General features: G+C 72.0%; 27 protein-coding genes and 1 pseudogene. 13 read left to right on the top strand and 15 right to left on the bottom strand.

Annotated elements, in window-relative coordinates; all coding sequences use genetic code 11:
* Positions 1-100: 100 nt before the first annotated feature.
* Positions 101-1,078: a carbohydrate kinase family protein gene (locus AB0K10_RS13695; RefSeq protein WP_363683145.1), complete on the top strand. Its 978-nt coding sequence runs from the start codon at positions 101-103 to the stop codon at positions 1,076-1,078.
* A gap of 6 nt (positions 1,079-1,084) precedes the next feature.
* Here AB0K10_RS13695 and AB0K10_RS13690 read toward each other — a convergent pair whose 3' ends face one another.
* Together AB0K10_RS13690 and AB0K10_RS13685 are read right to left on the bottom strand one after the other, a co-directional pair.
* A complete protein-coding gene (locus AB0K10_RS13690) occupies positions 1,085-1,318 on the bottom strand; it encodes a sulfurtransferase TusA family protein (RefSeq protein ID WP_363683143.1) in 234 nt (77 codons plus the stop codon).
* Entirely contained in the window at positions 1,315-2,466 is a 1,152-nt protein-coding gene (locus AB0K10_RS13685; RefSeq protein WP_363683141.1) for an aminotransferase class V-fold PLP-dependent enzyme, read from the bottom strand. Before AB0K10_RS13685 ends, AB0K10_RS13690 begins: the two co-directional genes overlap by 4 nt.
* Positions 2,467-2,694: 228 nt before the next feature.
* Here AB0K10_RS13685 and coxB point away from each other — a divergent pair, with 228 nt between their 5' ends.
* Together coxB and AB0K10_RS13675 are read left to right on the top strand one after the other, a co-directional pair.
* A complete protein-coding gene (coxB, locus tag AB0K10_RS13680; RefSeq protein WP_363683139.1) occupies positions 2,695-3,666 on the top strand; it encodes a cytochrome c oxidase subunit II in 972 nt (323 codons plus the stop codon).
* Positions 3,667-3,675: 9 nt separating this feature from the next.
* Complete coding sequence (locus AB0K10_RS13675) at positions 3,676-4,101, top strand: cytochrome c oxidase subunit 4 (RefSeq protein ID WP_363683137.1); 426 nt, start codon at positions 3,676-3,678, stop codon at positions 4,099-4,101.
* 92 nt (positions 4,102-4,193) lie between these two features.
* Here AB0K10_RS13675 and AB0K10_RS13670 read toward each other — a convergent pair whose 3' ends face one another.
* The 4 genes from AB0K10_RS13670 to AB0K10_RS13655 form a co-directional block, all read right to left on the bottom strand.
* A complete protein-coding gene (locus AB0K10_RS13670; RefSeq protein WP_363683135.1) occupies positions 4,194-4,400 on the bottom strand; it encodes a hypothetical protein in 207 nt (68 codons plus the stop codon).
* A gap of 236 nt (positions 4,401-4,636) precedes the next feature.
* On the bottom strand, positions 4,637-5,701 hold the full coding sequence (gene trpD, locus AB0K10_RS13665; RefSeq protein ID WP_363683133.1) for an anthranilate phosphoribosyltransferase: 1,065 nt from the start codon (positions 5,699-5,701) through the stop codon (positions 4,637-4,639).
* 89 nt (positions 5,702-5,790) lie between these two features.
* The gene (locus AB0K10_RS13660) at positions 5,791-6,186 is read right to left on the bottom strand and encodes a hypothetical protein (protein WP_007463197.1); all 396 of its coding nucleotides are present in this window, start codon (positions 6,184-6,186) and stop codon (positions 5,791-5,793) included.
* 105 nt (positions 6,187-6,291) lie between these two features.
* The gene (locus tag AB0K10_RS13655) at positions 6,292-7,281 is read right to left on the bottom strand and encodes a cytochrome c oxidase assembly protein (protein ID WP_363683131.1); all 990 of its coding nucleotides are present in this window, start codon (positions 7,279-7,281) and stop codon (positions 6,292-6,294) included.
* 108 nt (positions 7,282-7,389) lie between these two features.
* Here AB0K10_RS13655 and AB0K10_RS13650 point away from each other — a divergent pair, with 108 nt between their 5' ends.
* The 5 genes from AB0K10_RS13650 to AB0K10_RS13630 all read left to right on the top strand — a co-directional run bounded on the left by AB0K10_RS13650 (position 7,390) and on the right by AB0K10_RS13630 (position 12,556).
* Positions 7,390-7,989: a heme-copper oxidase subunit III gene (locus tag AB0K10_RS13650; RefSeq protein WP_266244549.1), complete on the top strand. Its 600-nt coding sequence runs from the start codon at positions 7,390-7,392 to the stop codon at positions 7,987-7,989.
* A gap of 72 nt (positions 7,990-8,061) precedes the next feature.
* Entirely contained in the window at positions 8,062-8,901 is an 840-nt protein-coding gene (locus AB0K10_RS13645) for a cytochrome c (RefSeq protein WP_363683129.1), read from the top strand.
* A 64-nt stretch (positions 8,902-8,965) separates the two neighbouring features.
* Positions 8,966-10,054, top strand: coding sequence for a Rieske 2Fe-2S domain-containing protein (locus tag AB0K10_RS13640; protein ID WP_363683127.1), 1,089 nt, complete (start codon positions 8,966-8,968; stop codon positions 10,052-10,054).
* A complete protein-coding gene (locus tag AB0K10_RS13635) occupies positions 10,051-11,682 on the top strand; it encodes a cytochrome b N-terminal domain-containing protein (RefSeq protein ID WP_358102402.1) in 1,632 nt (543 codons plus the stop codon). Before AB0K10_RS13640 ends, AB0K10_RS13635 begins: the two co-directional genes overlap by 4 nt.
* A gap of 193 nt (positions 11,683-11,875) precedes the next feature.
* On the top strand, positions 11,876-12,556 hold the full coding sequence (locus AB0K10_RS13630; RefSeq protein ID WP_363683125.1) for a DUF4142 domain-containing protein: 681 nt from the start codon (positions 11,876-11,878) through the stop codon (positions 12,554-12,556).
* Between the two features lie 87 nt (positions 12,557-12,643).
* Here AB0K10_RS13630 and AB0K10_RS13625 read toward each other — a convergent pair whose 3' ends face one another.
* The 5 genes from AB0K10_RS13625 to AB0K10_RS13605 form a co-directional block, all read right to left on the bottom strand.
* Positions 12,644-12,931 carry an Lrp/AsnC ligand binding domain-containing protein gene (locus tag AB0K10_RS13625; RefSeq protein WP_007463184.1) on the bottom strand — a complete coding sequence of 96 codons (288 nt, stop codon included), beginning with the start codon at positions 12,929-12,931 and terminating at the stop codon, positions 12,644-12,646.
* Positions 12,932-13,011: 80 nt separating this feature from the next.
* Positions 13,012-13,881, bottom strand: coding sequence for a sugar phosphate nucleotidyltransferase (locus AB0K10_RS13620; protein WP_363683625.1), 870 nt, complete (start codon positions 13,879-13,881; stop codon positions 13,012-13,014).
* A 14-nt stretch (positions 13,882-13,895) separates the two neighbouring features.
* The gene (locus AB0K10_RS13615) at positions 13,896-14,438 is read right to left on the bottom strand and encodes an NUDIX domain-containing protein (protein ID WP_363683123.1); all 543 of its coding nucleotides are present in this window, start codon (positions 14,436-14,438) and stop codon (positions 13,896-13,898) included.
* Between the two features lie 53 nt (positions 14,439-14,491).
* Entirely contained in the window at positions 14,492-16,285 is a 1,794-nt protein-coding gene (locus tag AB0K10_RS13610) for an HD domain-containing protein (RefSeq protein WP_363683623.1), read from the bottom strand.
* A gap of 128 nt (positions 16,286-16,413) precedes the next feature.
* Entirely contained in the window at positions 16,414-18,168 is a 1,755-nt protein-coding gene (locus AB0K10_RS13605) for a DEDD exonuclease domain-containing protein (RefSeq protein WP_363683121.1), read from the bottom strand.
* Between the two features lie 127 nt (positions 18,169-18,295).
* On the opposite strand from AB0K10_RS13605, the gene AB0K10_RS13600 reads away from it, so the two are divergent.
* Entirely contained in the window at positions 18,296-19,726 is a 1,431-nt protein-coding gene (locus tag AB0K10_RS13600; RefSeq protein ID WP_363683119.1) for an NYN domain-containing protein, read from the top strand.
* Between the two features lie 178 nt (positions 19,727-19,904).
* Positions 19,905-20,162, top strand: a pseudogene (locus AB0K10_RS13595) (DinB family protein); the annotation flags it as partial.
* A 51-nt stretch (positions 20,163-20,213) separates the two neighbouring features.
* On the opposite strand, the gene AB0K10_RS13590 reads toward AB0K10_RS13595, so the two are convergent.
* The 3 genes from AB0K10_RS13590 to AB0K10_RS13580 form a co-directional block, all read right to left on the bottom strand.
* Positions 20,214-20,714, bottom strand: coding sequence for a hypothetical protein (locus AB0K10_RS13590; protein ID WP_363683117.1), 501 nt, complete (start codon positions 20,712-20,714; stop codon positions 20,214-20,216).
* A gap of 149 nt (positions 20,715-20,863) precedes the next feature.
* A complete protein-coding gene (locus tag AB0K10_RS13585; protein ID WP_007463171.1) occupies positions 20,864-21,196 on the bottom strand; it encodes a hypothetical protein in 333 nt (110 codons plus the stop codon).
* Between the two features lie 22 nt (positions 21,197-21,218).
* A complete protein-coding gene (locus tag AB0K10_RS13580; protein WP_363683115.1) occupies positions 21,219-21,611 on the bottom strand; it encodes a hypothetical protein in 393 nt (130 codons plus the stop codon).
* Positions 21,612-21,927: 316 nt separating this feature from the next.
* On the opposite strand from AB0K10_RS13580, the gene AB0K10_RS13575 reads away from it, so the two are divergent.
* The 3 genes from AB0K10_RS13575 to AB0K10_RS13565 all read left to right on the top strand — a co-directional run bounded on the left by AB0K10_RS13575 (position 21,928) and on the right by AB0K10_RS13565 (position 24,772).
* A complete protein-coding gene (locus AB0K10_RS13575; protein WP_363683114.1) occupies positions 21,928-22,143 on the top strand; it encodes a hypothetical protein in 216 nt (71 codons plus the stop codon).
* A 248-nt stretch (positions 22,144-22,391) separates the two neighbouring features.
* A complete protein-coding gene (locus tag AB0K10_RS13570; RefSeq protein ID WP_363683112.1) occupies positions 22,392-23,651 on the top strand; it encodes a M48 family metallopeptidase in 1,260 nt (419 codons plus the stop codon).
* Positions 23,648-24,772 (top strand): glycosyltransferase family 4 protein, encoded by a 1,125-nt coding sequence (locus tag AB0K10_RS13565; protein ID WP_363683110.1) that lies wholly within the window; start codon positions 23,648-23,650, stop codon positions 24,770-24,772. The genes AB0K10_RS13570 and AB0K10_RS13565 overlap by 4 nt, the downstream gene beginning before the upstream one ends.
* Positions 24,773-24,786: 14 nt before the next feature.
* Here the strand turns inward: AB0K10_RS13565 and AB0K10_RS13560 are convergent, their stop codons facing one another.
* Positions 24,787-25,455: a lysophospholipid acyltransferase family protein gene (locus tag AB0K10_RS13560; protein WP_363683108.1), complete on the bottom strand. Its 669-nt coding sequence runs from the start codon at positions 25,453-25,455 to the stop codon at positions 24,787-24,789.

Here is a 25,455-nt window from a genome sequence, read left to right as displayed (position 1 = left end):
GGGCGCGACCGGTCGGTTGTCATTGCCCGACCGACCGGTCACGTCACTGTTGCCGGGCCGGTAGGCTGACCGCGCCCTGCTCCCGACCCCGAGGGTTGACATGAAGATCGCCGTGACCGGCTCGATCGCCACCGATCACCTGATGAGCTTCCCGGGTCGCTTCGCCGACCAGCTCATCGCCGATCAGCTGCACAAGGTTTCCCTCTCCTTCCTGGTGGACGACCTGGTGCTCCGCCGTGGCGGGGTCGCGGCGAACATCTCCTTCGGCATGGGCCAGCTCGGGCTGCGCCCGGTGTTGCTCGGGGCGGTGGGCGCGGACTTCGCCGACTACCGCTCCTGGCTGGAGCGGCACGGCGTGGACTGCGACTCCGTGCACATCAGTGAGGTGGCGCACACGGCGCGGTTCGTCTGCACCACCGACACCGACATGTGCCAGATCGCGTCGTTCTACGCGGGGGCGATGAGCGAGGCCCGCAACATCGAGCTCGCCCCGGTCGCCGACCGGCTCGGCGGTCTGGACCTGGTGCTGGTGAGCGCCAACGACCCGGAGGCGATGCTGCGGCACTCGGCCGAGTGCCGCACCCGTGGGTACGCCTTCGCCGCCGACCCCTCCCAGCAGCTCGCCCGGATGCCCGGCGAGGACGTGGTGGCGCTGATCGAAGGCGCCGAGTACCTGATGACGAACGACTACGAGAAGTCGCTGCTGCAGAGCAAGGCGAAGCTCAGCGACGACCAGCTTCTGGACCTGGTCAAGGTGCGCGTCACCACGCTGGGCAAGGACGGGGTGGAGATCGCCGGCCGGGGCATCGACCCGATCCACGTGCCGATCGCGCGGGAGATCCGGGCCGTCGACCCGACAGGTGTGGGCGACGGCTTCAGGGCCGGCTTCTTCACGGCGCTCTCCTGGGGTGTCGGCCTGGAGCGCGCCGCCCAGGTCGGCTCGCTGCTGGCCACGCTCGTCCTGGAGACGGTCGGCACCCAGGAGTACGACGTCCGCCCCGACCTGTTCGTCAAGCGCCTCGCCGAGTCGTACGGCGACGCGGCCGCCGAGGAGATCCGCGCGCACCTCCTCCCGTAACCGGGGTCAGTGGGTGCGGCGGATGTCGTAGGCGGGGCCGTCCGGGCCGCTGATCGCCGCGAGGAACTCCTGGCCGCGCATCCGGCACCAGGCGGGGATGTCCACCGCGGCGGCCGGGTCGTCGGCGAGCACGCGGACCACGGTGCCGACCGGCACCTGCGGCATCCGGCGGGCCGCCGCGATCACCGGCAGCGGGCAGCGCTGCCCCCGACAGTCGAGCACCTCGTCCGGCATCGTCACAGCCCCACCACCCCGGCGTCGGCGCGCAGCCCGGCGACGATCCCGGGCAGCTCGGCGAGGAACCGCTCGACGTCGGACTCGGTGGTGTCCCGGTGCAGGCTGACCCGGACGTTGCCGTGCGAGAGCACCCCCATCGCCTCCAACACGTGTGACGGCCGCAGCGTGGACGACGTGCAGGACGAGCCGGACGACACCGCGAACCCCCGCCGGTCCAGCGCGTGCAGCAGCGTCTCGCCGTCGACGTACAGGCAGGAGAACGTCACCAGGTGGGGCAGGCGTAGCACCGGGTCGCCGACCACCTCCACGTCGGGCACCTCGGCCGCGACCCGCGTCCGGATCCGGTCCACAAGCGGGTCCAGCCGGGCCGCCTCAGCGGCCGCGTCGGCCGCCGCCGCGCGCAGGCTCGCCGCCGCCGCCACCACCGCGGGCAGGTTCACCGACCCGGGGGTACGTCCACCCTCCCGCTCGTCGGCCGGCCAGGGCGACTCCCAGCGGGTGCCCTTGCGGACCGCCAGCAGCCCCACCCCGGGCGGGCCGCCCCACTTGTGCGCGCTGGCGCTGAGCAGCGCCCAGCCGGCCGGCAGGGGCACCCGCCCGACCGACTGCGCCGCGTCGACGTAGAGCGGCACCCCGACATCCGCGCAGACGGCCGCCGCCTCGGCGACCGGCTGCACGGTGCCCACCTCGTGACTCGCTGTGATCAACGCGGCCAGCGCGACCCCGGGCGCGCGGACGGCCGTCGACCAGGCCGCCAGGTCCAGCCGGCCCACCCGGTCGACAGGCACCGAGTGGGCGACGCCACCGGCCGCGACGTGCCGCTCGGCGGCGTGCAGGACGGCGGAATGCTCGATCGCCGAGTGCACGAGCGTCGCCCCGGCCCGGTGCCGTCCCGCCAGGCCGCCGAGCACCGCGCCGTGGGCTGCCGTCGTACCGCTGCTGGTGAAGGACAGCTCGTCGGCGCGGACGCCGAGCGTCTGCGCGGCGGCCTCGCGGGCGGCGTCGAGCAGTTGCCGGGCGCGGCGCGCCTGGCCGTAGAGCTTTCCCGGGTCGGCCCAGCCGTCCTCCAGGGCGGCCAGCAGCGCCTGCCGGGCGACCGGATGCAGCGGCGCGGCCGTTGCCGCGTCCAGGTAGACCGAAGAGGCGCTCACGGACCTGCCTTTGTTCGCGGTTGCGGGGCTCGCAACCCCGGCTCACTCCTCGCGCTCACGGATCAGACGCTATCGCGACGTTATGCCCAGGATCCCCCCGATGGGGGCGGACAGTGACCCCACCACGGCCGAGTCCGTCATGGTCGAGTAATCTGCGACCGTCGGTGACGCCTTTGCCGCCGGTGCTGAGGAACGACGCACCGCGGCGCGCTAGGGAGGCAGGACCAGGTGGTCGCAAGGAGTTCGGAGGTACGGCCGTCGGCCGTACGGCACGGTGCTGCCCCAGGGGTCGGTGGACGCCGGGGACGCGGTGCTGGTCGGTTGGCCGGGCTCGGTCTCGGGGGCGTGGCTCTGCTGGTTCTGCTCACGGGCTGTGACGTGGGCAAGACGTTCGACGGCTTCGGTTGGCCGCAGGGCGGCATCTCGGCGGAGTCGCACCGCATGTACGACCTGTGGATCGCCTCCTGCGTCGCCGCGCTCGCGGTCGGCGTCTTCGTGTGGGGCCTGATCTTCTGGTGTGTCGTGCGGTACCGCAAGCGCGGCAACGCGCTGCCGGTGCAGACCCGCTACAACCTGCCGATGGAGTTCCTCTACACCATCGCGCCGATCCTGATCGTCTCCGTGCTCTTCTACTACACGGCGATCGTGCAGACCGACGTCGACAAGCTGTCGAAGAACCCGGACGTCACGGTCGAGGTCGTCGCCTTCAAGTGGAACTGGCAGTTCAACTACCGCGACGGTCAGGGCACGGAGGCCCGCACCACCGCGTCGACGCTGGGCACCAGTGAGGTCATCCCGGTGCTCGTGCTGCCGACCAACCGGTCCATCCGGTTCGAGGAGACCAGCCGCGACGTCATCCACTCGTTCTGGGTGCCGGAGCTGCTGTTCAAGCGGGACGTCATGCCGGGCAAGATCCGCAACGTCTTCGAGGTCTCCAAGCTGGACGCCGAGGGCGCGTACGTCGGCCGCTGCGCCGAGCTGTGCGGCAGCTACCACGCGTTCATGAACTTCGAGCTGCGGGTGGTCTCGCCGGAGAAGTACGACCAGTTCCTCGCGGCCAAGCAGAGCGGCAAGTCGACGCAGGACGCGTTGACCGAGATCGGCGAGCAGCCGTACGCGCAGACCACGCAGCCGTTCGACACCCGGCGGACGCACAGCAACTTCAACCCGGACAGCGCTCCGGCCGGCACGGGAAGCTGAGGCAGCCGCATGAAGACCGAGTGGCGTATCTTCCTGATCATCGCCGGGTTCCTCTTCGGCGCCACCATTCTCTACGGCGCCTGGACCCACGGGGAGTCCGGCAACGTCGAGTGGGTGGGCACCGTCGCCCTGCTGCTGTCGTTCCTGCTCTGCTCGATGTGCGGTGGCTTCTTCTGGTTCGTCTCCCGCCGCATCGACCTGCGCCCGGAGGACCGGCCGGACGCCGAGATCGCCGACGGCGCCGGTGAGGTCGGCTTCTTCAGCCCGGGCAGCTACTGGCCGTTCGGTCTGGCGCTGGCCGCCGCGACCGCCGCGCTGGGCATGGTGTTCTGGCAGTTCTGGCTGATCGGCCTCGGCCTGCTGGCGGTCGTCTTCGCCGCCTGTGGCCTGCTGTTCGAGTACTACACAGGCACCCGGCGCACCGCCGAGCACTGATCCACCCGGTCGCCCGCGACCAACAGGCGTGACGAAGGCCCGCACCCCCACCGGGGGAGCGGGCCTTCGTCGTGGCGTGTCGTGTCGACGGGTCAGGCGGCGTGGCGGTGGGCGGGCTGGCGACGTCGGCGGTCGGCCAGCCGGGTGACGCTGACGGCGTACGTGGCGATCAGCACGGCGGCGCCGCAACCGGTGCAGACCAGCTCGGGACAGTCGCTGCCGTGGCCGTCGACGCAGGGTGGCGCCTCGAACGGTGCCACGCCCTCGCAGACGTCGCAGTAAAGCTCGTGATGCGACACGGGCGTCTCCTCTTCACTCCAGGCGACAGGCCCCCGAAATGCGACAGCCGCGCACAACGGAAGCGGAGAATGACTCGCCTGTAGTTTCCCACGCGGGTCCGACAAATCTCCGCGGCCACCGCTCGGGGGCACCCGGACCACGGCGTGATCCACTCGACATCGGGGAAGTCGGGGCATCACGACCGGCCGGACACCGCCGATTCCAGGAACCCAAGTCGATCACGCTCCCGGCGCGGTCAGGCGGTGGCGGCCTTCTCGGCGGTGGTCGCGGTCTCGATCCAGCGGTCCAGGGTGGCCGCCGCCGCGCCCGAGTCGATGGACTCGGCGGCGCGGTCCAGGCCGGCACGCAGCGCCTCGGTCAGGTCGCCGTCCAGCGGACCCTGGGTAGCCAGCGCCGCCGCCGCGTTGACCAGCACCGCGTCGCGGACCGGACCGGTCTCGCCGGCCAGCAGGCGACGGGCCACGCCGGCGTTGTACGCGGCGTCACCGCCCCGCAGGTCGCCGAGGGTGGACCGGGGCACCCCCAGGTCGGCCGCGTCCAGCACAGCCTCGCGTACGGTGCCGCCCTGCGCCGCCCACACCCGGGTCGGTGCGGCGGTGGTGAACTCGTCCAGCCCGTCCTCGCCGCGCATCACCAGCACCGAGTCACCCCGGGCGGCGAACACGCCGGCCATCACCGACGCCATCCGTGCGTCGAAGCAGCCGACGGCGCCGGCGCGGGGGCGGGCCGGGTTGGTCAGCGGGCCGAGGAAGTTGAAGACGGTGGGAACGCCCAGCTCCCGCCGGACCGGCCCGGTGTGCCGCATCCCCGGGTGGAACCGGGCGGCGAAGCAGAAGCCGATGCCGGCCTCGGTGACGCAGCGCACGATGGCGTCCGGGTCGAGGTCGAGCGGGACGCCGAGGAACTCCAGCAGGTCGGCGGTGCCGCACAGGGAGGACGCGGCCCGGTTGCCGTGCTTGACGACCCGGACACCGGCGCCCGCCACGACAAGCGCGGCCATGGTGGAGATGTTGACCGTGTGGGCGAGGTCACCGCCGGTGCCCACCACGTCCAGGGCGGTCGAGCGCAGCTCCTCGGGGAGGTCGACCGGGACGGCCCGGCTCAACATCGTCTCCACCAGGCCGGCCAGCTCGGCCGAGGTCTCACCCTTGGCACGCAGGGCCACGGCGAAGCCGGCGACCTGCGCCGGGCCCGCCGAGCCGGCCATGATCTCGCCCATCGCCCAGGCGGTGTCGGCGGTGGACAGCTCCTCGCCGCGCAGCAGCGAGTTGAGCAGGTGCGGCCAGGTCCGATCGCCCATGGCGGGCCTCCCGAGCGTACGAAGTGCGGGTGGGCTGGAACCGGCGCCGGCTGGTCCGGCGCCGCGTCGGTGCCGGAGAGCGGGGGACGTCAGGCGGGTGCGTGCGTCCGCAGCAGCTCGGCCACCGTGCTGCCGGTGGTCACCGGGTCGAGCGGGTGCACAAGCGTCGCGTCGACCTCGGCGTACGCGGCGAGCCATCGGTCCGCGGCGCGGGCGATCACGAGGCAGGTGGGCGGGGCGTCGTCCCGATCGTCCTTGATCTGGCGGGCGATGCCGATGCCGCCGCCCGGGCTCGCCTCACCGTCGAGCACCAGCAGGTCGATCTCGTAGTCGTCGACCAGCCGGATGGTCTCGGCGTACGTCGACGCGTCGACGAACTCGATCTGCAGCCCGGGCGCGGGCCGGGTGCCGACAGCGAGCCGCATCCGGTCACGGACCTGCGGGTCGTCGCTGTAGAGCAGGACGGTGCACAGACGATCGCTCATGGCTGACAGGCTCCCACCTCGTAGCTGCCCGCCGATCGTACCGGTCGACGTGACGTAGCCGACATCCCGCCCGACGCCCGGCCGACGGCGTACCGTCTGCGCAGCTCAGGTCGTCGCGGCGTCGGCGGCGCGCTCGCGGGCCTCCTGGCGGTCCAGCTCGCGGTCGACACGGCGGGCCTCCCGCTCGGACTGCTTCACCCACTGCACGACAAGCACCGCGAGCATGGTCACACTGACGAACTCGCCACCGGCCCAGAGGATGCCGCCGGCGACCACCTGGTCGGCCTTGGGGTCGGCCCAGCTCAGGTGCAGCGACGGGTACCAGTCGCCCCCGAAGAGGGTGGTGCTCTGCATGATGGTGAGCCCGAGCACGGTGTGGAACGGCACGGAGAGCAGCATCAGCAGGGCCCGCGCCGGATACGGCCAGCGGCCCGGGAGCGGGTCGAGGCCGAGCAGCGGCCAGAAGAACACGCAGCCGGTCATGATGAAGTGCGCGTGCACCAGCTCGTGCGCCCAGGCGTGTTCCAGGGTGAAGCGGTACAGGTCGCTGAAGTACAGCGCGAACGGGTTGACCACGAAGATGGCGAACGCCACCAGCGGGAAGCTGTAGACCCGGGCGACGCGGCTGTGCACGATCGCCAGGAGCCGCTTGCGCGGCCCGACCGGCAGGGTCCGCAGGGCGAGCGTCATCGGCGCGCCGAGCGCCAGGAAGATCGGCGACACCATGGAGAGCACCATGTGCTGGACCATGTGCACCGACAGCAGCGCGGTGTCGTACGCGTGCAGACCGCTGACGGTGACCAGCGCGATGCCGCCGAGGCCGGGCCCGAGGAAGAACGCCGTACGGGCGATCGGCCAGCGGTCCCCGCGGACGCGCAGCCGGTGCACTCCGTAGAGGTAGAGGCCGGCGGCCAGCACCAGGCCGAGGGCCAGCCAGCTGTCCAGCCGGGTCTCGGTCAGCACCGCGCCCACGGTGAACGGTGGCGGTGTCGCCTCGGTCCCGGCGGCCAGCGCCGTCGGGCCTGCCAGAGTGGCCGCGAGCACATCGGCGGGGACGGCCGAGGTGGCGGCGAGGATCGGATCGACGTGCAGCACGCTTTTCAGGCTAGGCCAGGCGAACCGGACCTCGACGGTCGGGCCACGGAAGGCGCAGGTTTGCCACCCCGCTGATGGGCGGCCCCGGTCAGGGGCAATAATGACGGCGTGACTGCGGCCCCAGCCATTGACAAGAGCCGGATCCACTCTCTGACCCGACCGAACATGGTCAGCGTCGGGACGATCGTGTGGCTCTCCAGCGAACTCATGTTCTTCGCGGCGCTGTTCGCGATGTACTTCTCGATCCGCGCGGCTGCGCCGGAGCAGTGGGAGAAGCACACCGAATCGCTGAACATCCCGTACGCGACCACCTTCACGGTGATCCTCGTGCTGTCCTCGGTGACCTGCCAGCTCGGCGTCTTCGCGGCGGAGAAGGGTGACGTGCACGCGCTGCGCCGCTGGTTCACCGTCACCTTCGTGATGGGTCTGATCTTCGTGCTCGGCCAGGTGAACGAGTACCGCCACCTGGTGGAGGACGGCGTCAGGATCAACGGCGACGGGTACGGCTCGATGTTCTACCTGACGACCGGCTTCCACGGCCTGCACGTGACCGGCGGTCTGATCGCCTTCATCATCTTCATGGTCCGCACGACCATGGGCCGGTTCACGCCGGCGCAGGCGACCTCGGCGATCGTCGTGTCGTACTACTGGCACTTCGTCGACGTCGTGTGGATCGGGCTGTACGCCATGATCTACTGGCTTCAGTGATCTTGGCGCGTCACGAACCGCGCCGCTGCTCCGTCCCCTGAGACAAGGTCCAACCGGTTAAGGACACAGCTCATGACTTCTGACAACGACCGCCGACGCGGTCTGCTCGCGCGGTTGCGCGGGCGGCCCGCCGCGCGCAGCAGGGGCCGCCGCCGGCTGGGCGCCGCGGTCCGGCTGTTCGCCGCGCTGATGCTCGCCGGCGGCGCATACACCGTCTTCGCCCCCGGTGCGCAGGCGCAGGACAATCCGCCGCTTACCGGTGCCGCAGCCGAGGGCAAGGCGCTGTTCGACGTGAGCTGTGTGACCTGCCACGGCCGCAACGCCCAGGGCGTCGAGGGCCGCGGGCCGAGCCTGATCGGCGTCGGCGCGGCCTCGGTCGAGTTCCAGGTCAGCTCGGGCCGTATGCCGCTGGCCCGCCAGGAGGCCCAGGCGCACCGCAAGCCGCCGGTCTTCACCGACGAGCAGGTGCGCCAGCTCGGCCAGTACATCCAGGAGTTGGGTGGCGGTCCGGTCGTCCCGGGCACCGAGGAGAACCTCCACGAGGACGGCAACGTCGCGGCCGGCGGCGAGCTGTTCCGGATCAACTGCTCCCAGTGCCACGCCTTCGGTGGCGGCGGTGGCGCGCTCTCGTCGGGCAAGTTCGCCCCGAGCCTGCACCCGGCGACGGACCGGCAGATCTACGCGGCGATGCTGAGCGGCCCGCAGAACATGCCGGTGTTCGGCGACAACCAGATCACGCCGGAGCAGAAGGCCGACATCATCGCCTACATCCAGGAGACGCTGAAGACCGACCAGGACCCGGGCGGGTTCAACCTCGGTCGGTACGGGCCGTCCACCGAGGGCCTGGCGATCTTCCTGGTTGGCATTGTGGCGCTCGTGTTCGCTAGCCTGTGGATTGCGGGTAAGTCGTGACCGAGCGGATCGTCAGATTCAGTGCCGTGGTGCCGCTCGGCGCCACCCGTAGCGAGGTGACGGCATGAGCACGCACACCGAGCACCAGGCCCCGCAGGGCCGGGAGCCGCTCGACGTGAACGACCCCGGGCTGACCCGGTTCGACATCGTCCGTGAGGGCGCGCGTCGGGACGACATCGAGATCGTGCACTACGAGCCGCAGGTGCTGCCCGGCACGAAGGCCGAGCGTCGGCTGACCCGCGTGGTTGCCGGTTTCTTCCTGATCACCGGCCTGGCGGCGACCGCCTTCCTGGCCATCTACATCTGGTGGCCGTGGAAGTACGAGCCGGGCCGCGGCGGCGACAAGTTCTACACCCCGCTGCTCGGGTTCACCCTCGGCGTGGCGCTGCTCGCCGTCGGCTTCGGCATCCTGACCTGGGGCAAGAAGTTGCTGCCCAAGGAGGTCTCGATCCAGGACCGGCACGAGGGCGCGGTGGACGCCGACGGTCGCACCATCACCGGCCAGACCATGCTCTACATGGCCGACGAGCTGGGTGTGAAGCGTCGTCCACTGCTCGGCATCTCGCTGCTGGCCGGTCTCGCGCCGGTCGCCGCGGTCGCGGCGGCGCCGCTGGTCGGCGGTCTGATCTCGCAGCCCCACAAGAACAACCAGATGTTCACCACCGGGTTCGCCGCCGCCGAGGGCGGCCAGCGGATCCGCCTCGTCCGCGAGGACGGCCGCCCGGTGCGCCCGGCGGACATCAGCACCGGTGGCCAGCTGACGGTCTTCCCGGGCATCGAGAACGGTGTGAGCAACCGGCACGCCGACTCGCCGACGCTGCTGATCCACCTGCGCGACTCGGACGCGCAGGAGTCGCGCCGGGCCAACGAGCGGGTCGGCCACGGTGACTTCATGTGGGGCAACTACGCGGCGTTCTCCAAGATCTGCACGCACGCCGGCTGCCCCGCGAGCCTGTTCGAGCAGCAGACCAACCGTCTGCTCTGCCCGTGCCACCAGTCCCAGTTCCTGATCACCGACAACGCCCGGCCCGTCTTCGGCCCCGCCAGCCGGCGGCTGCCGCAGCTGCCGATCGAGGTGGACTCCGAGGGCTTCTTCGTGGCGAAGTCCGACTACACCGAGACCGTCGGGCCTGATTTCTGGGAGCGGCCATGAAGCGTCGAAAGTTTGACCTGGCAGCCACGCCGGGCAAGGCCGCGGTGGGGGTGGACGACCGTTTCCAGGTGGCCACTCCGCTCCGTCGGCTGCTGAACAAGGTCTTCCCGGACCACTGGTCGTTCCTGCTGGGCGAGATCGCGCTGTTCTCGTTCATCGTGCTGCTCCTGACCGGTGTGTTCCTCACCTTCTTCTACGAGCCGGCGATGACCGAGGTGGTCTACGACGGCAGCTACGCCCCGTTGCAGGGCACGCCGATGTCCGCCGCGTACGCCTCCAGCCTGGACCTGTCGTTCGACGTCCGCGGCGGCCTGGTGATGCGGCAGATGCACCACTGGGCGGCGCTGCTGTTCATGGCCGCGATCGTCGTGCACATGCTGCGGGTGTTCTTCACCGGCGCCTTCCGCAAGCCGCGCGAGACCAACTGGATCATCGGCTCGCTGCTGTTCTGGGTCGGCTTCCTGGCCGGCTTCACCGGCTACTCGCTGCCGGACGACGGCCTGTCCGGCACCGGTCTGCGGATCGCCTCGGCGATCATGCTGTCCATCCCGGTGATCGGCTCCTGGCTCACGTCGTCGATCTTCGGTGGCGAGTTCCCCGGCACGATCATCATCAGCCGGTTCTTCATCGCCCACGTCCTGCTGATCCCGGGTCTGCTGCTCGCGTTGATCAGCGCCCACCTGGGCCTGGTCTTCAAGCAGAAGCACACCCAGTGGCCCGGCCCCGGCCGGACCAACGGCAACGTGGTCGGCGAGCGGATGTTCCCCCGCTACGCGCTGAAGCAGGGCGGCTTCTTCATGGTCGTCTTCGGCGTCATCGCGCTGCTGGGCGGTCTGTTCCAGATCAACCCGATCTGGCTGTTCGGCCCGTACGAGGCGTGGGTGGTCTCGGCCGCCAGCCAGCCCGACTGGTACGTCATGTTCCTCGACGGCTCGACCCGACTCATGCCGGCCTGGCAGCTCAACATCCCGATCGGCGACGGGTACGTCATCCCGCCGCTGTTCTGGCCGACTGTCGTGCTGCCCGGCATCCTGGTCGGCCTGTCGACGATGTACCCGTTCCTGGAGGCCCGGCACCTCAAGGACCGCAAGAGCCACAACCTGCTCCAGCGGCCCCGCGACGTTCCGGCCCGTACCGCCGTCGGCGCCATGGCCGTCGCCTTCTACGTCGTGTTGACGCTCTCGGGCGCCAACGACGTGATCGCCGACAAGTTCCAGATCAGCCTGAACGCGATGACCTGGGCGGGCCGCGTCGGCCTGCTGGTGGTCCCGCCGCTGGCGTACTACGTCACCTACCGGCTCTGCCTGGGTCTGCAGCAGCACGACCGGGAGGTGCTCGCGCACGGCGTGGAGACCGGCATCATCCGGCGCCTGCCGGACGGCCGGTTCGTCGAGGTGCACCAGCCGCTCAGCGCGGCGAACGGGCACGCGGACGGCCACGGTGAGCTGGACTACGTCGGCTGGGTGGTGCCGAAGAAGATGAACCGGCTCGGGGCCCTCGGCCCGGCGGTCCGGGGCTTCTTCTACCCGATCGAGAAGCCGGTCGAGGCGCCGGTCTCGCCGGGTCACCCGCCGGTAGAGCCCCGGCCCGAGCGCGCGGAGATCGGCAGCGGCGAGAGCCGTCACTGACCCCGACCGCACTGTCACGTGGCGCCCGCCGGACTTCCGGCGGGCGCCACGTCGTTGTCAGTGTCCCGTCGCCCATCCGAGCAGGAGTCGGACGGCCACGGCGGGACCGGTCGACCCCGCGCGCCGGGCGATCGCAGGAATAACCCCCGTGAGCCGGGTATCCGTGCGGTCCAACGTCTCAAGGGGGGGAAGCATGTTGGGTCTCAAACGCCTCGGCCTGTTGGCCGCGCTGGTGCTGGTAGGTGTCGCGCCGGCTGTGGCCGCGCAGGCCGCGGCACAGCCGTCGACGCAGGACACCCAGTATCTGCAGGCGGTACACCAGGTGAACCTGTTCGAGATCACCGCCGGTGACCTGGCTCAGCAGAAGGGCCAGAACCAGGGGGTCAAGGACCTGGGTGCGATGTTCAAGACCGACCACACCCAGCTTGACCAGACGGTGCAGCAGACGGCGTCCCAGCTCAACGTCGAGTTGCCGAACGAGCCCAGCGCCGATCAGCAGGCCGTCATCGACAAGCTGAACAACGCCAACGGCGCGGAGTTCGACAGGCTCTGGGTGACCAGTGAGCTGGCCGGTCACGTCCAGGCCATCCAGGCCACCCAGACGGAGATCTCGCAGGGCTCCGAGCAGTCGGTGGTCCAGCTGGCCCAGAACGCCCTGCCGACGCTTCAGGCGCACTACGACGAGCTGGTCCAGCTCGCCAACCAGCTGGGCGTCCCGGTCCCGCAGACCAGCGCCAGCGGTACGCCAAGCCCGGGTACCTCGTCGCCGGCTCCGGGTGGCGCCACCGAGTCGCCGGCTCCTAGCGGCGGCATCACCGAGTCGCCGGAACCGGGCCTCGGCACCACCGAGCGGCCCGCTCCCAGCGAGAGCTGACGTAGCGGCAGCAGACGGCCGGTCCACCCGCAGGGGTGGACCGGCCGCGCCACGTCCGGCGGCGGCCTTCCCACGCGGCCTCGCGGGTCAGTCGGCGTCGGCGAGGCCGATCGCGAACGTCTCCTCAAGGTCGAGCTGGGAGTACGCCCGGAAAGCGATGTGCGACTCCGTGTTCAGCACACCCGGCACCTTGGAGATGCTGCCCGCGATGACCTGGGCGATCTGGTCGAACTCGCGGACCCGGACGATGGCGATGAGGTCGACGTGCCCGGCCACCGAGTAGACCTCGCTGACGCCGGTGACATTGGCCAGGGTCTCCGCCACCTCGGGAATCGCGTCGGTGGCGCAGTCGATCAGCACGATCGCGGTGATCACGGGGCAATTCTCCGTTCGTCGGCGTCGTCGCCCATGCTAGATGTCTCCGCCTGGGCCGGGAGAGGGTGTACCGCGTCAGCTCAGCTTTGCGCGGCAGCCTGGACCGTGCAGCCGTCCCCGAACCGGATCACGTCGTGCAGCCGTTCGCCGTCGCGTACGACCGCGCCCGGCCACACCACCGTGCGCCGCACCTCGCCGTCCACCCGTGCGCCCGCGCCGACCACCGACTCCAGGCAGCGCCCGGTCACCGTCGCGGACGGGTCGACGAGAGCATCGCCACCCGCGGCGTGCAGGTTGGCCGCCAGGTAGTCGGCGGGGGTGCCGGTGTCGTAGAAGGTGCCCGGGTAGGGCACCACCTCCAGCGCGCCGGCCGCCTCGGCCGGCCGCCACGCCGCGCGTACCAGGTCGGAGAAGACCACCGGCAGGTCGCGGACCAGCCGCCACGGCAGCAGCGAGAACCCGGTGAAGCAGTGTCCGGCGAAGGTGCCGGGCGCCGTGGGGTCGGCGGCGGGTTGCCCGAGCAGGCGTACGGAGTTTCCGTCCCACCCGTCCAGTAGCGCGGCCACGTCGGGGCCCGGGGGAGTGGCGGCGTCGGCCAGGTACGCGTCGGCGTTGCCGACCAGCACCGGCCGGCCGTCGATGAAGTCCCGCAGGTTGGCCACCCCACCGGCGGTGCCGAGCGGGTCGCCGGGCTCCACCGACAGGTGGGCGCGGCCGCCGACGTGTGCGACCACCTGGTCGGCGAGGTAGCAGGCGTTCACGGCCACGCGAGCGGGACCGCTCAGGCCGAGGCCGGCCAGGCGAGCCAGCGCCCGGTCCAGCAGTGGCACGTTGCCGACCGGGCAGAGCGCCTTGGGCACCCGTGCGGTGAGCGGGCGCAACCGGGTGCCCTCACCCGCGGCGAGCACGACCGCGCACAGCTCGGCCGGCACGGAAGCCGGACCGGTCATGGCAGCCGGACCGGTCATGGCAGGTCGTCGGGGATCGGGGGCGGGAACTGTCCGGCCAGCGGCCCGATGTCGTAGTAGGCGAGCAGCCGGGCCGTCGGCCAGGTGAGCTTGGGCAGGTCGTCCAGCGGATGCCAGGCGGCCTCGAAGACCTCCGCGCCGTCGACCGCCAGGTCGGTGGTGGACGCCGGCACCTCCGTCTCGAAGACCATGTCCACCCAGCCCTTGGCGTGCACGATCGCGTTCGGCGCCGCCGGGCGCAGCCGGGACGGTGGCAGCCGGATACCGGACTCCTCGAACAGTTCGCGGGCCGCGCCCACGACGGGCGGCTCGGCCCGGTTGAGCAGGCCGGCGGGCAGCGACCAGCCCTTGCCGGGGGGCTGGCGCAACATCAGTAGCCGGCCCGCGCCCGTCGCCTCGGCGTCCCGAACCAGGGTGACCGCCCCGACGATGTACTTGGGCACGGCCAGCTTCACCAGGCGACGGCGCACCGGCAGCGGCAGCCGGTAGAAGGCCTGGTAGAAGATGGCCCGACCGGTGGCGCGGGAACGGGGGATCATGACCCCAGGCTAGTGGTCACGAATGTCCCTCGGACGCGCTGGGGGCCGGCCGGTCACTGTCGATGGTCGACCAGGTCGATGAGCTGGCGTACGACGGTGTCCGGTTCGATCACCCGGTCGAAGACCGCGACGAGCAGGGTCTCCAGGTCGGGATAGCCCAGCTCCTCGGAGAGCCGCAGCAGCGGCAGGTCGCTGGCGAGGCCGCGGTTGTGCTGGCGCAGGGCGAGCCCGATGGTGGCCCGACCGAGGCGAACCTTGTCGCTGATCGTGATGCCCGGCTCGGTGTGCTCGGCGAACCACCTGTTGATCTGCATCTGCGCGTGCGGCGACTTGACGAAGCCCAGCCACTCCTTGCGGGGACCGCGTGGCGCCACGCCGGCCTCGAAGCCGTTGTCACCGTCGTTCTCGGTGAAGATCTCCACCACGTCGCCCTCGTCCAGCTCCGAGCTCAGCGGCGCCAGCCGGCCGTTGATCCGGGCCGCGAGACAGTGGTCGCCCCGCTGGCTGCCCAGCTCGTACGCCAGATCGACAGGCGTGGCGCCAGCCGGCAGCACGACCTGACGCCCGTCGGCGAAGACCTGGATCTGGCCCTCGGCGAGGTCGCAGCGCAGCGACTCGTAGAACTGCGCCGGGTCGGCGGCGTCCGGCTCCCAGTCGAGCACGCGGCGCAGCCAGTCCAACTGTTCGGCCCGGGCCGCCGCGCTGCCGCCGCCGGAGCGTGGGAAGCGGAAGTCGGCGGCGATGCCGTACTCGGCCGCGCGGTGCATCTCCTCCGTGCGGATCAGCACCTCCACCGTGCGGTCCTGCGGGCCGCAGACGCTCGTGTGCAGCGAGCGGTAGAGGTTGTTCTTCGGTGAGGCGATGAAGTCCTTGAAACGGCCCGGGACCGGCCGCCAGGTGCCGTGGATCGCGCCCAGGGCGGCGTAACAGTCGGTGGCGGGCCCGTCGACCACCACCGAGATGCGGGGAAGGTCGAACGGGGCGGTGTGGCCGCCGGCGATGGTGTCCTTCCAGATGGAGTAGAGGTGGCGGGGGCGCGGGCTCACCTCGGCGTCGACCCGGCTGCGGCGCAGCGCCGCCCGGGCCTTTGTCACCACCGAGTCGAGGTACGAGTCCCAGCCGGGCCGATCGTGCACGTGCCGGGCCAGCCGGGCGTGCTCGTCGGGCTCCAGGTGCAGCAGCACCACGTCGTCCAGCTCGCGCTTGAGGGTCTGGATGCCCAGCCGGTCGCAGAGCGGGACCAGCACCTCCTGGGTCTTGCGGGCGATCCGTTCCCGCGACGCCGCGGAGCGCACACCGAGCGTACGCATGTTGTGCAGCCGGTCGGCCAACTTGATGATCAGCACCCGGACGTCCTTGGCTGCCGCGACGATCATCTTGCGGACCGTCTCCGCCTCGGCGGCCTTGCCGTAGAACGCCTTGTCGAACTTCGTCACCCCGTCGACCAGGTGGGCCACCTCGCCGCCGAAGTCCTCCGACAGCGCCTGGAGCGTGTAGCGGGTGTCCTCGACGGTGTCGTGCAGCAGCGCCGCCACCAGGGTCGTGGTGTCCATGCCCAGCTCGGCGCAGATCTGCGCCACGGCGAGCGGGTGGGTGATGTACGGTTCGCCGCTCTTGCGGAACTGGCCCCGGTGCATGTTCTCGGCGATCGTGTACGCCCGGCGCAGCACGGCGGGGTCGGTGCCGGAGTGGATGCCCCGATGGGTGCGGACCAGGTGGGTGACCGGGTCGGAGTCGGTGGTCGGCCAGGTGAGCAACGACCGCAGTCGGCGGGTCAGGGGCAGCTCACCCGACTGGGTCGGCAGGGCGCCCCCCAGGGCGGCGCCGTGTCCGGCGTCGACGTCCACGAGGGACACCTCCTCACCCCGGCTCCGCGATCGCCGGACCGGGCGATCGGAAGCAGGCCCACGAAACGGGCAGGACTGCACTTCTCTAACAGCCTAAGGGAGTCGACGTAGTCCGATCGGTCAGTTGGTCATGAGCGTTCGGTCGAGAGTTGGTGCGACCCCCCGCTCTCGGCCTTCGCCAGCAGGTCACGGAAGCGGCCCGCCCCGCCCGCCGGGGACGACCAACCGGACGACATCTCGACGAGCCGGGTCTCCGGCCGCTCCAACCAGGACAGGATGCGCTCGGATTCCTCCGCCGTGGCCGACGGTACCGGACCGTGCCCGCCCGACACCGTCTCGGCGGTGGCCCGGATGGCGTTCAGCGTGGGTCGCGGGTGGACGCCGGGCGGGGACACCCCGGCGCCGGCCAGGCGACCGTGCCGGACCAGGGCCAGCTCCCAACCGCCCCGGGCGGCCGGTCGGGCGGCGGCCAGCTCGACGATCGACGTCAGCGCCGCCAGCCGCTGCATCCGCACGGTGGCGCGCAGCACCGCGGCCAGCCGGGACCGCACCACGGCTGCCTCCTCGTAGCGTTGGTCGGCGGCGAGCACGTCGATCCGGGCCAGCAGCGCGTCCACCACCGGCTGCGGGTCGCTGGCGGTGGCGGTGCGGAACGGCCCGGCGGCTCTGTCGTCGTACTCCTCGGGGGTGATCCTGTGCTCGCAGGGTGCCGGGCAGCGACCCAGCTCGGCCAGCGCGCAGGCCGGCGTGACGGTGCGCAGCGAGAGCCGGTGCGTGCACTGGCGCAGCGGCACCGCGTCGTGGAAGCCGGCGGCGGCCAGCTCGGCGGCCCGCCGGGAGGTGAACGGCCCGAGGTAGGCGGTGTCCGTGGGGGAGAGGTCCCGGACGATCGACAGCCGAGGATACGGACCGTCGGTCAGCTTGAGCCAGACCATCCGCTCCGGGTATTTCGACCGTCGGTTGTAGGGAGGAGCGTGCGCGGCGATCAGCCGCAGCTCCCGGACCTCGGCCTCCAGCGAGTGCGCGCACTCCACGGCCTCGACCCGCTCGGCGGCGGCCAGCATCTCGGAGATCCGGGCGCGCTTCTCGCCGGCGGTGAAGTAGCTGCGCACCCGGGTGGCGATGTCGACGGAGGTGCCGACGTAGAGCGGCCGGTCGTCGGCGGCCCGGAAGATGTAGACCCCGGGGACCTTGGGCAGCCCCTCGGCCAGGTGTCGCTTGCGGCGCTGCGTCGGGGTGACCGCGCGGGCGAACTCGATGGCGTCGCCGACCGTGTCCACCCGGTGCCCACCGAGGCGACCGATCAGCCCGTGCAGCACGTCGACTGTGGCTCTCGCGTCATCGAGTGCCCGGTGGGTGGGCTGGGTGCCGGTGCGGAAGTAGGCGGCCAGGGTGCCCAGCTTGCGGTTGGGCACCTCGTCGCGGGTCAGCACCCGGCGGGCCAGCGCCGCCGTGTCCAGTACGCGCGGATTGGGCCAGCGGTGACCGTGCTTCGCGCAGGCGGCCTTGAGGAACCCCACGTCGTACGGGGCGTTGTGGGCGACAAGCACCGCGTCGGCGAGGAACTCCAGGAAGCTGGGCAGCACCTGCTCGATCGGCGGCGCCGGCAGCAGCATGGCCTGGGTGATCCCGGTCAGCACGGTGATGAACGGCGGAATCGGCTGCCCCGGGTTGACCAGGGTGGCCAGCTCACCCAGGTGCTCGCCGCCGCGCACCTTGACCGCGCCTATCTCGGTGATGCCGCCGCCGTCGGGTGCGCCGCCAGTGGTCTCCAGGTCGACCACCACGAAGGTCGTCGCATACAGCGGCAGGGCCGGGTCCACCCCGCCCACCGCCGGGTCGAGACCGGCCAGTGACTCCTGGACGTACTCCGCCTGTGCCATCGGCGGCACGGTAACGCCCCGGTCCGACACTCCCGTCGCAGCCGTCCCAGCAGTCACCATGGGGCTAGGATGAGAGATCGGCTCACTCACCGGGCGGTGGGCCCGGTCGCGGTGGGAGACTTGCCACATGCCCCTCACCGAGCCGCACGACGACCACCTCCCGCAGGAGGATCCGGTCGTGGTCGACGGTGCCGTGGGCGACCCGGACAGCAGTGACACATCTGTCGATTCGGGTGCCGATCCGGCGGTCGAGCCCGAGCCGACGCTGCCCGAGCCGGTCCGGCAGCGGATCGTGACGTTGACGGCCACCGTGCTGCCCACCCTGCCCGCCGACGAGGTGCCGGTGCCGCTGCGCCGGGTGGCCAAGTTCGCCCCCAACCGCCGGGCCCGCCTCGGCGCCCCGGCCATCGCCGCCCAGCTCACCGCCGACCCGCTGTTCCGGCAGCGGGTCACCGCCCGGGTGCTGGCCGACGCCGGCGACCTCGGCGCGGCCGTGATCGAGGGCACCGCGCCGGCCGCCGCCGACCCGGTCGAGGTGGCCGCGCTCGCCTACCTGGCCCGACCCCGCGGCTGGCGGGAGCTGATCGACGCCAGCGGCGCGGCGGTCCGCGCCGAGGCGGACAGCGCGGTCGTCGCCGAGCTGGTCCGCGAGGCCGAGCAGCGGGCCACCCGCGCCGAGCACGACCGGGCGGTGGCAAGGGTCGAGGCCGAGAAGCTCCGCGACGAGCTGGCGCGGGTCCGCGAGGAGTTGGGCCAGCTCCGGGAGGAGTCCCGTCAAGTGGCCCGCACCCTGCGCGAGACGCAGGCCCGGGAGCGCAAGGCCACCGAACTGTTGGCCACCGAGCGCGGCCGGGCCGCACGCGCCAGCGCCGACGTGGACGCCGAACTGCGCCGCGCCCGCGCCCGACTCGCCGAGGCGGAGGCCGCCGCCGGGGTGGCCCGGGCCAGTGCCAAGGAGGCGCGCTCGGTCGACGATGCCCGCCTCTGGCTGCTGCTGGAGACCATCGGTCAGGCCGCCGTCGGGCTGCGCCGGGAGTTGGCGCTCGACCCGGTGGACAAGCTCCCCGCCGACTTCGTCGCCGACGCGTTCGCCGAACAGCCGGGCACCGCCCCGGCCGGCCCGGCCGCACGCGCCCGCGACACCGACGACCCGGCCCGGTTGGACCAGCTGTTGGCCCTGCCCCGGGCGCACCTCGTGGTGGACGGCTACAACGTCACCAAGCGCGGCTTCGGCGAGATGTCGCTGGAACAGCAGCGCAAACGCCTCATCAGCGGCCTGGGCGGGATCGCCGCGCAAACCGGCGACGAGGTCACAGTCGTGTTCGACGGCGCCGAACGGATGCACGGGCTGCCTCCGGCACCGCGCGGCGTCCGGGTGCTCTTCTCCCGCAAGGGCGAGACCGCCGACGAGCTGATCCGCCGCCTGGTCCGCGCCGAGCCGGCGGGCCGTCCGGTCGTCGTGATCTCGTCCGACCGCGAGGTCGCCGACGGCGTACGCAGGCACGGGGCGTACCCGCTGGGCGCCGACTCGCTGCTGCGCCGCCTCGCCCGCTCCTGAGGGCACGGCCGACGGCCCGGAGGCTGTCGGGGGAGAGCGTTAGCATCGCCGCGATTGCCGAGCGGATGGGGGACGCCATGGCCCAGGACAGCGCCACGAGGTTCGTCGACAGGGACCTGGGTGGTGTCAGGTTCGACAGGTCGACGCTGGCCGGCGCGGTGATGCGCGGCGTCGACGTGCGTGGCCTGGACATCGACGGTCGATATTCGTTACCGAGCGGCCGAGCTTCGCGTCGGTGCTCGAAATGCGGGCCGACCGGCAGGGCATGGTGCGGGCCTTCCTCGCGACCGTCACGCCGGACGCGCTCGCTGAGTCTCGGCCGAGCGCGTGGTCGCCGGAGCACGAGGTGTCCGTCCTGCACTGTCTGCACGTGATCCGCGACGAAGAGTGGGAGCACCTCCGCTTCGTACTTCGTGATCTCGAGGCGCAGCGCTGACGATGCGCGAGGTCGGCCTCGGTGACTGGGCCGTCGACTCGGGCGGCCGCGTCAGGTGGTCGCCAGTCGCTTGGCCAGCTCGCGGCTCAGGGTGTGGCGGTCCGGCGTCATCGAGGCCACCGGCACGATCAGCTCGTACGGGCCACGTCCGGGCGTCGACCACTGGCCGGGTCGCAACGGGGGCCGGGTCAGCTGCCGATCGAGTGGTTCGACCACCAGCCGCGGGCCCAGCCTGCCTCGAACCTCGGCGCGGGCCACATTCGCCCAGTCGATGGTGAGGACGGTGCCGTCGGGCACGGTCATCTGCAGGGCCTCGTCGGTCAACCGCAGGGGCAGGCGAGGCTGACGACGCAGCTGCCAGCGGATCATCAACCCGGCGGCGACGCCGAAGCAGCCCGACCGCAGCAGCGGCTGCCACCACGGTTCGTCGAACACCACCGCGTAGGCGGCGACGAGCGCCGTCGCGATCATTGCGACGATGGCCATGGCCCTACGACGTCGGCCCGGCGAGTGGTGGAACTCCAGTACGGACGAGGAATCGACGTCGGCCACCGTCACTTCGTTCCCGAGCGGCCACGGTGGCAAACAGGGCCGCAGCGTGATCAACACGAGGTCGGCGATGTCGGGGTGTCCCGGCCGTCGGAACACCCCGACATCGCCGAACTGGAGTGGATCTCGAACCCCCCGGTGCCCCGGTGCCGCTAGACGCAGCGGTAGACGGCGGGGTTCGGGTCGTGGCCCGTGTTCATGTAGTCGCCGGCGAGCATGCCGCTCGCGTTGCCGTAGAAGGCGTTGTACCAGACGGTGTCGCCGTTTACCGACGATCCGGGCGCCCAGCAGTTCAGGTAGACCGACTGGCCCTTCGGGATCGTGAGGATGACCGAGCACTGCGAATTGTTCAGCCACTGGCAGTAGCGCAGGTTCAGGTCGGTCTTGGTCTGGAAGGTGCCGCCAGCGAACGCGGGGGTGGCGACGAGGCCGACCGCTGCGGTCACCGTGACGGCGCACGCGGCGAGGAGACGTCGTGGATTCATGTCTTCAACCTCCGGTGGGCGGTCAGTACGAGCAGTAGGGGGAGTCCATGATGTCGAGGGCGACCGCGTAGCCGTACGGCTCGAGGTAGGCCAGCTCTCCCGGCGCGACGCAGACCCAGTCGCCGTTCGAGTAGAAGATCTTCGCGCCGTCGTCGTTGCGGGTGTTGTAGACCCAGTCGGCGCCCCGGCTGCGGGACCCGAGGGTCTGGTAGTAGTTGTCCTGGAACGACGCGGTCGGCGGGGCGTCGTTGTACGGGCTCCCGGTCACCCAGAAGCAGACGCGGGGGTAGTTGCAGCCGAATGCCGAGGTGGCCTGCGCCGGCGTGGCGACGAGCCCGCTCGCGGCCGTCGCGGCGGCCGCGAGGAGCGCGACGGCCGCGAGGCGGGAGCGTGTGGTCGAGGTTGGTCCGCGCATGTCGAGTCCTCCGGTGGGTCGAACGTGGGTTCGGCCGGTTCGCTCGGCCGTACCGTCACGATCGCAGCGGCCACCGTGGAGGGAACAGGCGCTTGGCCGGCAGTTGACCGGCGATTGGCTCGTCACGGGATCGCTGATATCGGGGCGTTCGGCCGGCCGGGATACCCCGATTTCGCTGATCTGGAGTCGATCTAGCCCTCAACGGGGCGGTGCGGGCGGTTCTGTCGTACCCGGTGGATAGCGTCGATGTGACCGACGGTGCTCGGGCGACGACGACAGGGCGTCGACTGCGCATCGCGAGCGATCAGGAGGCGTGATGCTCATCGACTGCGACGGGTGCGCGAAGCGGGCCGACGGCTGTTCCGGCTGCCCGCTGACCGCCCTGTTCGACGAGACGTCCCCGGCAGCCGGGCTTGTCGCCGCCGAGGTCGAGGCGATCGAGGTGTTCGCCCGGGCCGGCTTCGACGTCGAGGTGCTGGCCGCGCCCGCGCGGCCCGGCGTCGCCGCACGCCGGGTCCGTCGGGTGGCCTGAGTCCGCCCGCACCCCGGGTCCGTCGGGTGGCCTGAGTCCGCCTGCACCCCGGGTCCGCCGGTCGCCTGAGTCCGCCCGCATGCCAGGTCGCTGGGAGCGCGACACCGCGCCCGGAGCGGGCTTTTCGCGGGCCATAGGATGGGCGGTCACGGCGGGAGGAGCGGCGGGATGAGCGGGGTACGACGCGAGCACGGCGAGCTCGTCGATGCTGCGCGGGCCCATCGCGTGGCGCGCACGGCGGTGCGCCGGTGACGCCGCGCGGCTGGGCGCTGCTGACGTTGGCCGGGTTGACGGTGGCCCTGCTGGTGACCGCCGCGCTGTTCATTCCCTGGCACCGGCCGCCGGCGCCCCGCGCCGACCAGCTCGCCGCGCTGCGCGACCTCCCGGCCGAGCAGGTGGCCAAGGGGCGTGAATTTCGTGCCGCGCTGCGCCCCGGGAGCTACGCCGCGCTCGCCGTCGGGCTGCTGATCGCCGTCGCGCTCGGACTCACGCCGCTGGGCAGTCGCCTCGTCGAGCTGGTGGGCCGGCCCTTCGGCGGGCACTGGATCGCGCAGGCGGTGCTCGGCGGTCTCGCCGTGGTGCTCGTCGCCGACCTGCTCACGCTTCCGTTCTCGGCGTGGCGGCAGAGCGTGCTGACCCGCTACGGGCTGAGCACCAACGGGTGGAGCGGCTGGGCCGTCGACCTGCTCAAGTCGTACGCGGTGAGCGCCGTGATCGGCGCGGTGGCGCTGTTCGGTTTCTACACTGTCATCCGGCTCGCCCCGCGCTGGTGGTGGGCGTTCGGCGCGGCCGGCGCGGCCCTGCTGGTGGTGCTGCTCTCGTTCGTGCTGCCGGTGCTGGTGGAGCCGGTGTTCAACAAGTTCACGCCCCTGGAGCAGGGCCCGCTGCGCACCGAGCTGATGAGCATGGCCGCCCGGGACGGGGTGCCGGTGCGCGACGTGCTTGTCGCCGACGCCTCGCGGCGCACCAGGGCGGTCAACGCGTACGTCTCCGGCCTCGGGCCGACCCGCCGGGTGGTCGTCTACGACACGCTGCTGCGCGAGGCCACCCCGGCCGAGGTCACCGCGGTGGTGGCCCACGAGCTGGGCCACGCGAAGGACTCCGACGTCACGGTGGGCACCCTGACCGGGGCGCTGGGCGCGGCCGCCGCCGTGGTGGCGCTCTACCTGCTCGGCTCGTGGGGGCTGCTGCTGCGGTTGGCAGGCGTCGACTCGGTGGCCGATCCACGCGCGTTTCCGCTGCTGATCGCCCTGGTCACGGTGGCCGGCCTGGTCGCCACCCCGGTGCAGGCGCTGCTGTCGCGCCGGGTGGAGGCGCGCGCCGACGCGCATGCGCTCACGCTCACCGGCGATCCGGTGGCCTTCGAGTCCATGCAGCGCCGCCTCGGCTCGGTGAACCTGGGCGACCCCGATCCGCCGCGCTGGGAATACCTCTACTCGGCCTCGCATCCATCCACTGTGGAGCGCATGGCCGCCGCCCGCGCGTACGCCCGGGAGGCCGCCCGATGAGCCGCACGCTGCTGATCACCAACGACTTCCCGCCCCGTCCGGGCGGCATCCAGTCCTTCGTGCACAACCTCGCCGTGCGCCAACCGGCCGGCTCGGTGGTCGTGTACGCGTCGAGCTGGCGCGGTGCCGCGAAATTCGACGCCGACCAGCCGTTCGAGGTGATCCGCGAGCGCACCCGGGTGCTGCTGCCCACGCCGCTGATCGCCCGCCGGGCGGCCCGCCTCGCCCGCGCGTACGACTGCGACACCGTGTGGTTCGGCGCGGCGGCCCCGCTGGGGTTGCTCGCCGCCGGGCTGCGGCGACGGGCGGGCGTACGCCGGGTGGTGGCGCAGACCCACGGCCACGAGGTCGGCTGGGCGGCGCTCCCGGCCGCCCGGCCGGCGCTGCGGCGCATCGGTCGGGGTGTCGACGTGACCACCTACCTCGGCGAGTACACCCGCACCCGGTTGGCCCGCGTGCTGGACGGGGTGACCGACCTGCGCCGGCTGGCGCCGGGGGTGGACGTGGACACCTACCACCCCACCGTGGACGGTGAGCCGGTCCGGGCCCGGTTGGGGCTGACCGACCGGCCGGTGGTGGTCTGTGTGTCCCGGCTGGTGCCGCGCAAGGGCCAGGACATGCTGATCCGGGCACTGCCGGAGATCCGCCGCCGGGTGCCCGACGCGGCGCTGCTGATCGTCGGTGGCGGGCCGTACCGGGCAACCCTGGAGAAGCTGGCCCGGCAGACGGGCGTCGAGCGGGACGTGGTGTTCACCGGTTCGGTGCCGGCGGCCGACCTGCCGGCGCACTACGCGGCCGGCGACGTCTACGCGATGCCCTGCCGCACCCGCAACCGCGGGTTGGACGTGGAGGGGCTGGGCATCGTCTACCTGGAGGCCTCCGCGACCGGTCTGCCGGTGGTGGCCGGGGACTCCGGCGGCGCCCCGGACGCGGTCCGTGAGGGAGAGACCGGGTACGTGGTCGGTGGCCGGGACGTCGCCCAGCTCGCCGACCGGGTGTCCCGGCTGCTCGCCGACCGCGATCTGGCCCGCCAACTGGGCGCGGCCGGTCGGGCGTGGGTGGAGCGGGAGTGGCGCTGGGAGGCGCAGGCGCAGCGGATGGCTGCTCTGCTCGCCGGCTGACGCCCCGCCCGCGCTCAGCCGCGCGCCGGCCGGGGCGGGGCGTAGCGGGGCACGTACTCCTGGTCGGTGAGCCGTTGGATCGCGGCCATCACCTCGTCGGTGATCGTCCGGATGTCGCGCGGCCCGAAGATACGCCCGGCGACGGGGATCGGCGGACCGAACCGCAGGGTGACCGGGTGCCGGCGGGGCAGCCGCGCGTCGACCGGCAGGACCTCGGCGGTGCCGAGCACGCCGACCGGGACGATCGGCACCTCGGCGTCGCGGGCGAGTCGGGTCATGCCGGTCCGACCCCGGTAGAGCCGCCCGTCGGGGGAGCGGGTGCCCTCCGGGTAGATGGCGACGAGACCGCCGGCGCGCAGCACCGGCACGGCCGCGTCGAGGGCCGTGAGGGCGGCTCGGCCGCCGGCCCGCTCGACCCGGATGGCGCCCATGCCGGCGACGATCCGCCGGCTCAGCCAGCCAGCCGGGCCGCGGCCGGTGAAGTACTCGGCCTTGGCCCAGAAGGTGACGTGTCGGGGCGACAGGCTGGCGAGGAACATCTCGTCGGCGACGGACAGGTGGTTGCTGGCGAGGATCGCGCCGCCGTGTCGGGGCAGATGCTCCAGCCCGTCCACCTGGGGTCGCCAGCCCAGGCGCAGGGTGGTGCCGACGGTCAGCTTGGTGAGGTCGTACAGCAGGGGCAC

The sequence above is a fragment of the Micromonospora sp. NPDC049274 genome (genome assembly GCF_040678875.1).
Taxonomy (GTDB): Bacteria; Actinomycetota; Actinomycetes; order Mycobacteriales; family Micromonosporaceae; genus Micromonospora.
This window is presented reverse-complemented; position numbering and strand designations above follow the sequence as displayed.